The following is an 8,484-nucleotide window of genomic DNA, read 5'->3' on the forward strand; positions in this document are numbered from 1 at the left end:
CGTTGCAGCAATGCATCCTGCCATGAAGCCGGATGCGTCAACCTATTGTTGCCAGGCACCGGCGAGTAGTCCCCTGGTCTCCCGCAGCAATTGCGGCATCACCTTGACCCCACCGAGCACGGTGATGAAGTTGGCGTCGCCGCCCCAACGTGGCACTACGTGTTGGTGAAGGTGCTCGGACAGCGAACCGCCCGCAGCGGCACCGAGATTCAGGCCGACGTTGAATCCGTGAGGATTCGACACGCTCTTGATCACCCGCAACGCCTGCTGGGTGAACGCCATCAACTCGGCGCTCTCCTCCGGCGTCAGGTCTTCGAGTGCCGCGACCTTGCGGTACGGAACCACCATCAGGTGCCCCGGGTTGTACGGATACAGGTTCAGAACCGCATAGACATGCTCACCGCGGGCAACGATCAGTCCTTCTTCGTCCGACATCTTCGGAATGTCGATGAACGGTTCACCCGTCGTGCCCGGGGTGTTGGGCGCCTCGGTGATGTACGACATCCGATGCGGCGACCAAATGCGCTGCAAATGGTCAGGGTCACCGACGCCGTGGTCGATCAGCGAACCCGGACCGTCGTCACCGGGGGCGCTCACTGCGCCACGCTTGGCTGCACCAGTTCGGCTGTCGGCGAGGCGTTCTCGCGGCGGCCGATCCACTCGGTGATGATCCGGACGGCGTCGTCGACGGGAATGCCGTTGATCTGCGTGCCGTCACGGAAACGGAAGCTGACCGCGCCGGCCTCCACGTCACGCTCGCCCGCGAGGAGCATGAACGGGACCTTCTGCGTGGTGTGGTTACGGATCTTCTTCTGCATCCGGTCGTCACTGAAGTCGACCTCGGCGCGCACACCGGCAGCCTTGAGCTTCTTCGTGACGTCGAACAGGTGATCGGCGAACGCCTCGGCCACCGGGATTCCGACAACCTGCACCGGTGCCAGCCACGCTGGGAAAGCGCCGGCGTAGTGCTCGGTCAGCACACCGAAGAACCGTTCGATCGAGCCGAACAGCGCGCGGTGGATCATGACCGGACGAGTCTTGACGCCGTCGTTGCCGGTGTATTCGAGCTCGAACCGCTCGGGCAGGTTGAAGTCGAGCTGGATGGTCGACATCTGCCAGGTGCGGCCGAGGGCGTCCTTGACCTGAACGGAAATCTTGGGACCGTAGAAGGCGGCTCCGCCCGGATCCGGCACCAGCGTCAGGCCGGAAGCTTCGCCGACCTCGGCGAGCGTTGCGGTCGCCTCTTCCCAGACGTCGTCGCTACCGACGAACTTGTCCGGGTTCTTGGTGGACAGTTCGAGGTAGAAGTCGTCGAGGCCGTAGTCCTTGAGCAGGTTCAGAACGAACTGCAGGGTGGTGGTCAGCTCGTCGCGCATCTGCTCACGGGTGCAGTAGATGTGAGCGTCGTCCTGGGTCATGCCGCGCACGCGGGTCAGGCCGTGGATGACGCCGGACTTCTCGTAGCGGTAGACCGAGCCGAATTCGAAGAGCCGCAACGGCAATTCACGGTACGAGCGTCCGCGAGCACGGAAGATCAGGTTGTGCATCGGGCAGTTCATCGGCTTGAGGTAGTAGTCCTGGCCCGGCTTGCGCACGGTGCCGTCCTCGTTCAGTTCCTCGTCGACGTGCATCGCCGGGAACATGCCGTCGCGGTACCAGTCGAGGTGACCGGAAACCTCGTACAGATGCCCCTTGGTGATGTGCGGAGTGTTGACGAACTCGTAGCCCGCCTCGATGTGACGGCTGCGCGAGTAGTTCTCCATCTCGGTGCGGATGATGCCGCCCTTGGGATGAAACACCGGCAGACCCGAACCGAGCTCGTCGGGGAAGCTGAAGAGGTCCAGTTCGGTACCGAGCTTGCGGTGATCACGACGCTCGGCCTCGGCGAGCAGTTCGAGGTATTCGTCCTGAGCCTCGGTGGACTCCCACGCGGTGCCGTAGACACGCTGAAGATCGGCGTTGTCCTGGTTGCCACGCCAGTAGGCGGCGGAGCTTCGGGTCAACTTGAAGGCCGGGATGTGCTTGGTGGTCGGAATGTGCGGGCCGCGGCACAGATCGGACCAGATCTTGTCGCCGGTACGAGGATCGAGATTGTCGTAGATGGTCAGCTCGTTGCCACCCACCTCCATGATCTCGGGATCGTCGATACCGGACTTGTCGTCGATCAATTCGAGCTTGAACGGCTCGTCGGCCAACTCGACCCGAGCGTCCTCGATCGAATCGACCACTCGACGCGAAAAGCGCTGTGATCCCTTGATGATCTGCTTCATACGCTTTTCGAGCTTGGCCAGATCCTCCGGAGTGAACGGGCGGTCCACCGCGAAGTCGTAGTAGAAGCCGTCCTTGATCGGCGGACCGATGCCGAGCTTCGCGTCGGGGAATTCTTTCTGAACCGCCTGCGCGAGGACGTGGGCCGCGGAGTGCCGGATGACGCTGCGGCCGTCCTCGGTGGATGCTGCCACCGGCTCGACGTCGACATCGACCTCAGGTGTCCACGACAGATCCTTGAGCGTTCCCTCGCCATCGCGGACAACGACGATCACGTCGGGCCCCTTCGTGGGGTATCCGGCTTCGCGCACTGCAGTCCCGGCGGTCGTCCCCGCGGGCACCCGAAGTGGGGCGGCTGAGTGCTCTGGCGCGGGACTGGTCACGGCGATGTGCTCCTAAAGGTATTGCGACAAGTTAGACAGGCGTCGTACCCACTGCGAGCACGCGCACGATCATGTTATCGGCCCTACCGACATGGTGAGACAACCGAGTGAAGGAAACCGGGCCGCGTTCAACTCACAGCGGCGACTCGAGCCACGAGTAGTCCAGGCCCACCCATGTCCCGATCAGGCCGAAAGTGCCGAGCACCCACAAAGTCGCCAGGACGATCACTGTGGTGAACAGAACGCCCAACCCTTTGACGAACAGCGACTGCTTGCCGAACCATTCCATGAACCGGTCGTATCGGGCCTTCGCGAAATGAAGGAGTCGATGTGCCCACGCGAACTCCGACGCCAGGATGCCGAGGCCGGCGAAAACGATGAGCCAACCGGGCCCGGGGTACGGAATAGCCACGATGCCGGCGGCGAACACGATCGTGCCCACGACTCCGACGCCGATGCGGTACGCAAGATTGAGGGTGGGCCGCGCGGCGATTCCCGCGCGCCACCGCTCCCAGCGGGACTCTGCGTCCTGGAAGACGGACAGGTCTGAATCGTCGACGGAAGAATCGACCTTTTCGGTACTCAAAGCAGTCACCTTTTCGGTCGCGAAATGTCTCTTCGACCAGGCTACCGAAATCGTCGCCCGGCGACCTGCGACGACGGTCTGCATGCCGAAACGACCGTGCCCCTCGAACAGCTGTGCTCTCGAACGACTGAAGGCGTCCCCGATGATCGGGAACGCCTTCAGTATTTTTCTGTGGTCCCGGCTGGGATCGAACCAGCGACCTTCCGCGTGTGAAGCGGACGCTCTCCCACTGAGCCACGGGACCGTAAGTCATCCGAACGCATGCGCTCGAACGAGTTGGAACATTAACACGGCTGCGCGATGAATACGAATCACCAGGTTGGCATTCGTTTTGCTCCAGGCGACCCCGAAATCTACGAATTCGAGCTGATTTCAGACCGTATTCATCGCCAAGACGGACAGTTGCAACGCGCGCAGCGGGCCGATTCGACTCCGAACACGCCACTGAGCTGGTGATTTGTGTGTATCCGACACGGTCGGCTAATGTTTCCAACGCACCGAGGAGAGCGAGCAGCTCCCCAAGCAACACGGTGCGATGCGGACGTGGCGCAGCTGGTAGCGCACAACCTTGCCAAGGTTGGGGTCGCGGGTTCGAATCCCGTCGTCCGCTCGAGAGGTGTGACTCAACCTTTTACGGTGGAGTGGCCGAGTGGTGAGGCAACGGCCTGCAAAGCCGTGCACACGGGTTCGATTCCCGTCTCCACCTCGCGCGATTAGCTCAGCGGGAGAGCGCTTCCCTGACACGGAAGAGGTCACTGGTTCAATCCCAGTATCGCGCACCACGTCAGGCCCTAGGGCCTGATGGTCAAGACCTGCTTGCAGGTCTGATAAGTTAGAAAAGTACTGAGTTCCGGTAACGGAGTTCATTGCTCATGCGGACGTGGCGCAGCTGGTAGCGCACAACCTTGCCAAGGTTGGGGTCGCGGGTTCGAATCCCGTCGTCCGCTCCATTTTTCTCCAGAACCCGCGCGATTAGCTCAGCGGGAGAGCGCTTCCCTGACACGGAAGAGGTCACTGGTTCAATCCCAGTATCGCGCACCATTTGAGAATGCAAGAAGCCGGAACCTCAGGGTTTCGGCTTTTTGCGTTCGAGCGCCGAACACACGGGCCGCAGTACTGACGCGAGCCCCCTCGGGAATCCACGTCAGTACTGCGGTTGAGGTGATCAGATTGTTGTAACTGCTCAGTGAGAGAAGCGGTTCGCTGCCGAAGTCATCGCGCGCAGCGAGGACTCCGTCGACGACTCCGCGATACCCATCGCCCAGCTCCGACGGCCGTCGCACTCGGTGAAGATGAACGTAGCCGTGCGGTGGCCGATGTGATGCTGATGGAAAGACAAGATCTCGAGCGAGATTCCCGCGTCGTGCAGCATCGACGTCATGGCCGAGATCGCGCCGGTCGAGGTGGCGGACGCTTTCTGGATACGCTCCCCCAGACCGAGAGTCGCTTCGAAGGTCCAACGACCCGGCGCAATCTTCTCGGAGGACCACGCACCCAGACGGATCGGGCCGCTCATAGCCGCATACGTGGACTCGAACTCGGTCCACGACATCGCTGAGCATTCGGCACGCAAGCCGGCGGGCAGAGATTTGCCGTGACGCGCCGCGAAGGGATCAGCAGCAGCAGAAGAAGAATCAGAAGCGAAAGCGAAGTTGTAAGTCATGATCGTGGTCTTCCTGGAATGAAGTGGAGGACCAACTGGTAGCAAGACGACCCGCAGCGAGGGGTCGGTCCGATTCAGACCCCGCTACGGCGGCTTACTACGAGAATTCGCTTCATGAGAGACGAGGCTAGGCGGCCCGGTTCGAGAATGCAACCCAGACCGCCTCCGCACAGGTCAGACCTGAGCCGCTTTGTGCTCGGCGATGAGGGCGCGATACCACTCGAACGAGGTCTTCGGAGTGCGCTTCTGGGTGTCGAAATCGACGTGCACCAGGCCGAATCGCTCTTTGTATCCCGCAGCCCATTCGAAGTTGTCGAGAAGTGACCACACAAAATAACCGCGGACGTCGACACCGTCGTCCATTGCCGATCGGAGGGCGCGAAGGTGCGCATCGTGGTAGTCGATTCGTGCTTCGTCGTCGACGACGCCTGCGGCATCCGGGGCGTCGTGGAATGAACATCCGCTTTCGGTGATGTAGATCGGCGGCAGTGCGTCACCGAAGCGGGCGTGGAACGTCCGCAAGATCTCGCCCAGCCCCTCGGGAACGATCGGCCAACCGAAATCGGTTGTGGGATAACCGGTAATCGCGACAGGGGCAAAGGGCAGGCCCGGGGGCAGGTCGACTTCGAGCACACCTTCGGTCCCCTGGCCTTCCACCGGAGCGGCAATCATCGTCGGCTCGTAGTAGTTGATCCCGTACCAGTCGAGCGGCGCCCCGATGATTTTCAAGTCCTCGTCGACAGGACCGCTGAGCAGCTGAGCGAATTCGTCGGCCGGGTACTTCCCGACCAGAACCGGGTCGGCGAACATCCAATTGACGACGTGGTCGTAGATGTCGGCAGCCATCACGTCTTCCGGCGAATCCGAAGCGGCACGCACAGGAGCATGGTTCGAGGCGATTCCGATGTTCGTGCATCCGGTTGCCCGAAGCGCTTCGACAGCGAGGCCATGCCCGAGCAGCTGGTGATGTGCGGCTTGGAAAGCCTCGAACCCCAAGGCCAGTCCGGGGGCGTGAACTCCGAGGGCATGCCCGTAAAGCGTGTGCACAACTGGTTCGTTGAGCGGCATCCACATTCCGACCCGATCCGACAGCCGCTCGCCGACGACCTGCGCATACTCCCCCAGCCGATACGAGGTGTCGCGGTTCATCCAGCCGCCCTGCTCCTGCAAGGCAAGGGGCAGATCCCAGTGAAAGAGCGTGACGGCAGGAGTAATTCCCGCCGAACACAGTCGGTCGATCAGGCGGTCGTAGAAGTCGAGCCCCTTCGCATTCACTGCCCCCGATCCGGTGGGCAGAATGCGCGACCACGACAGAGACAGCCGATAAGCGTCGAGCCCGAGCTGATTCATCAGCTCGATGTCCGACTCCCAGCGGTGATAATGATCGGCAGCGACCGTCCCGGTGTCGCCCCCGACGACAACACCGGGACGGTCACAGAACTCGTCCCAGATCGACGGTCCGCGACCGTCTTCGGCCACAGCTCCTTCGATTTGATAGGCCGCAGTGGCGGTTCCCCAGACGAAGGAAGTCGGAAATTCTGGTGTCGGCTGCCGAGTCATGTCGGTCAGTTAATCAAAGAACCGTGCAAAACACGCAGCTTTGTTGGACACTCGACCAGTATCAAGATCCAGTACCGTTCGGCCTAACCGAACGAACGAGACAAAGGCCCTGCTTGATGACGGATAACACCCGCACCCTGACGAGGGCTCGGATCGCCACTTCGGTGGCCTTCGGACTTCAAGGATTTCTGCTCGCCGCCATTCTGACGCAGCTGCCGCAGTACAAGGACTTGTTCGAGCTGAGCGAGACACTGGTTGTGGTTGCGGTTGTCACCGTGTCCGTCATCGCCGGGCTCGGCAGCGTGCTCGCCGAGATGCTGGCCGTGAGAACGTCGAGCAAGATGACCCTGCGAACTGGGCTCGCCATCATCGCAGTCTTCGGCGGGGCAACCGGAATTGCGCCCAACGCAGCGATGTTCTTCGTCTTCCTGGCGATCTACGGCATCGGACTCGGCATGGTCGACGCGGCCGCCAACATGCAGGCAGTCTCGATCCAACACGCCAAGGGCCGCTTCATCCTCTCCTCGTTCCATGCTTCCTGGAGCGTCGGAGCGATTGTCGGCGCCCTGTTCATCTCTGCTACCGCAGGCCTCGACATTTCGATCCGCGTCACGCAGGTGATCGCTGGAGTTGTTGTCGGACTGATGCTTCTGGCCTTCGGCCCGCAACTGCTCGATCGGTCCGAGTCTCCGGTTGCCGAGGCAAACATCACGAGCACCGCGAAATTCGCGGTACCCACCCGCGCCTTCGTCCTCCTCGGCGTCGCGATGGCATTGTTCTACGCGGTCGACTTCAGCGTCGGAAACTGGTCGACTCTGTACGTCAAGGACGAACTGCTCGCCGACGCCGGGACCGCTGCCCTGTCCGTGGCGGCGTACCAAATCGCCGCACTGATCGCGCGACTGACCGGCGACTACTGGGTCGGGAAGTTCGGTGAGACCACCGTCGTGCGGATCGGCTCTCTCATCGGCGTAGTCGGTATGACAGTCGTTGTGCTCGCGCAATCTCCCGCCGTTGCAATCGCCGGTTTCCTCATCGTCGGGCTCGGGGTACCGGTGATCGCTCCGATCTGCTTCAGCGCCGCCGGCCGGATGGCGCCCCCGGATCAGGTCGACGCAGTGATCGCACGCATCAACCTCTTCAACTACGTCGGCACCGTGGTCGGTGGTGGCATCGTCGGCGCAGTCGCTGCGTTCAGTGACCTTCGAATCGGGTTCCTGATTCCGCTGGCGTTCTGCGCGATCTTGATAGTTCTTGCTCCCGCCTTCGCACCGAAACGAGCCACAACTCCGGTCGCCGAGAACGCCGCTTGAGCATTGCGCCCATGGAAAGTGGTGTACTTGATCGACCCAATTGTGTGCGCGAGAGGTAGAAGCTGACGTGACGATCACCGTTGACCGGGCCGGAATCTGGGATTCCGAAGCAATCGCCGACGTGGCAGCGGTGACATTTCCATTGGCGTGTCCGCCGGACGCGTCGGACGATGACATCAGCGCCTTCATCGACAACGTTCTCTCCGTCGACAAGTTCTCCGAGTACCTGACCGATCCGACGCGAACCGTTCTCAAGGTCATTCGCGACGGTTCGATCGTCGGCTACGCGATGCTTGTCGACGACGAGCCCTCCGACCCGGACGTCAAAGCTGCTGTGACTCTCCGCCCGACGACAGAACTGAGCAAGTTGTACGTGCTTCCGGGTAATCACGGGACCGGCGCGGCAGCATCCTTGATGGACGCCGTCGTCGACCACGCACGACGCAGCGGAAGTGCCGGGATCTGGCTTGGTGTCAATCAGGAGAATCTGCGTGCCCAGAAGTTCTACGCCAAGCACGGTTTCACCCAGGTCGGCACGAAGACTTTCCTCGTGGGCGCACAACTCCACCACGATTTCGTGATGGAGCGCCCCGTCAGCTGACGGGCGTGCCGATCAGCCGGCCGCGACCTCGAAACGAGAAAGTGCGAGCAGACGCGAGGTCGCGCGCAGGTACTTCTTCTTGTACCCGCCGGCGAGCATCTCGGGAGTGA

At 61.8% G+C, this 8,484-nt stretch carries 7 protein-coding genes and 6 tRNA genes; 7 read left to right on the forward strand and 6 right to left on the reverse strand.

The window, feature by feature from the left end:
• Positions 1-42: 42 nt before the first annotated feature.
• From ACYP01_RS23105 to ACYP01_RS23120, 4 genes are all read right to left on the reverse strand, one after another.
• A complete protein-coding gene (locus ACYP01_RS23105) occupies positions 43-597 on the reverse strand; it encodes an ATP adenylyltransferase (protein ID WP_003943307.1) in 555 nt (184 codons plus the stop codon).
• Positions 594-2,651 (reverse strand): threonine--tRNA ligase, encoded by a 2,058-nt coding sequence (thrS, locus tag ACYP01_RS23110; protein WP_007732914.1) that lies wholly within the window; start codon positions 2,649-2,651, stop codon positions 594-596. The genes ACYP01_RS23105 and thrS overlap by 4 nt, the downstream gene beginning before the upstream one ends.
• A 133-nt stretch (positions 2,652-2,784) precedes the next feature.
• The gene (locus tag ACYP01_RS23115; RefSeq protein WP_030536868.1) at positions 2,785-3,237 is read right to left on the reverse strand and encodes a TIGR02611 family protein; all 453 of its coding nucleotides are present in this window, start codon (positions 3,235-3,237) and stop codon (positions 2,785-2,787) included.
• A 172-nt stretch (positions 3,238-3,409) separates the two neighbouring features.
• Positions 3,410-3,481: transfer RNA gene (locus ACYP01_RS23120), tRNA-Val, on the reverse strand.
• Between the two features lie 293 nt (positions 3,482-3,774).
• Between ACYP01_RS23120 and ACYP01_RS23125 the strand changes: the two genes are divergently transcribed.
• The 5 genes from ACYP01_RS23125 to ACYP01_RS23145 all read left to right on the forward strand — a co-directional run bounded on the left by ACYP01_RS23125 (position 3,775) and on the right by ACYP01_RS23145 (position 4,278).
• Positions 3,775-3,847, forward strand: a tRNA-Gly gene (locus tag ACYP01_RS23125).
• Positions 3,848-3,872: 25 nt separating this feature from the next.
• Positions 3,873-3,943 (forward strand) — tRNA-Cys (locus ACYP01_RS23130).
• A 1-nt stretch (position 3,944) separates the two neighbouring features.
• Positions 3,945-4,019, forward strand: a tRNA-Val gene (locus ACYP01_RS23135).
• A 92-nt stretch (positions 4,020-4,111) separates the two neighbouring features.
• Positions 4,112-4,187 (forward strand) — tRNA-Gly (locus ACYP01_RS23140).
• Positions 4,188-4,203: 16 nt separating this feature from the next.
• A tRNA-Val gene (locus tag ACYP01_RS23145) sits at positions 4,204-4,278 on the forward strand.
• A gap of 142 nt (positions 4,279-4,420) precedes the next feature.
• On the opposite strand, the gene ACYP01_RS23150 is transcribed toward ACYP01_RS23145, so the two are convergent.
• Together ACYP01_RS23150 and ACYP01_RS23155 are read right to left on the reverse strand one after the other, a co-directional pair.
• Positions 4,421-4,900 (reverse strand): alpha-isopropylmalate synthase regulatory domain-containing protein, encoded by a 480-nt coding sequence (locus tag ACYP01_RS23150; RefSeq protein WP_459682665.1) that lies wholly within the window; start codon positions 4,898-4,900, stop codon positions 4,421-4,423.
• A 174-nt stretch (positions 4,901-5,074) separates the two neighbouring features.
• Entirely contained in the window at positions 5,075-6,460 is a 1,386-nt protein-coding gene (locus tag ACYP01_RS23155; protein WP_459682668.1) for a GH1 family beta-glucosidase, read from the reverse strand.
• Between the two features lie 116 nt (positions 6,461-6,576).
• Between ACYP01_RS23155 and ACYP01_RS23160 the strand changes: the two genes are divergently transcribed.
• Positions 6,577-7,773, forward strand: coding sequence for an MFS transporter (locus ACYP01_RS23160; protein WP_459682671.1), 1,197 nt, complete (start codon positions 6,577-6,579; stop codon positions 7,771-7,773).
• A 67-nt stretch (positions 7,774-7,840) separates the two neighbouring features.
• A complete protein-coding gene (locus tag ACYP01_RS23165) occupies positions 7,841-8,374 on the forward strand; it encodes a GNAT family N-acetyltransferase (RefSeq protein WP_007732909.1) in 534 nt (177 codons plus the stop codon).
• Positions 8,375-8,484: the final 110 nt, after the last annotated feature.

Source organism: Rhodococcus sp. no. 34, assembly GCF_054589475.1.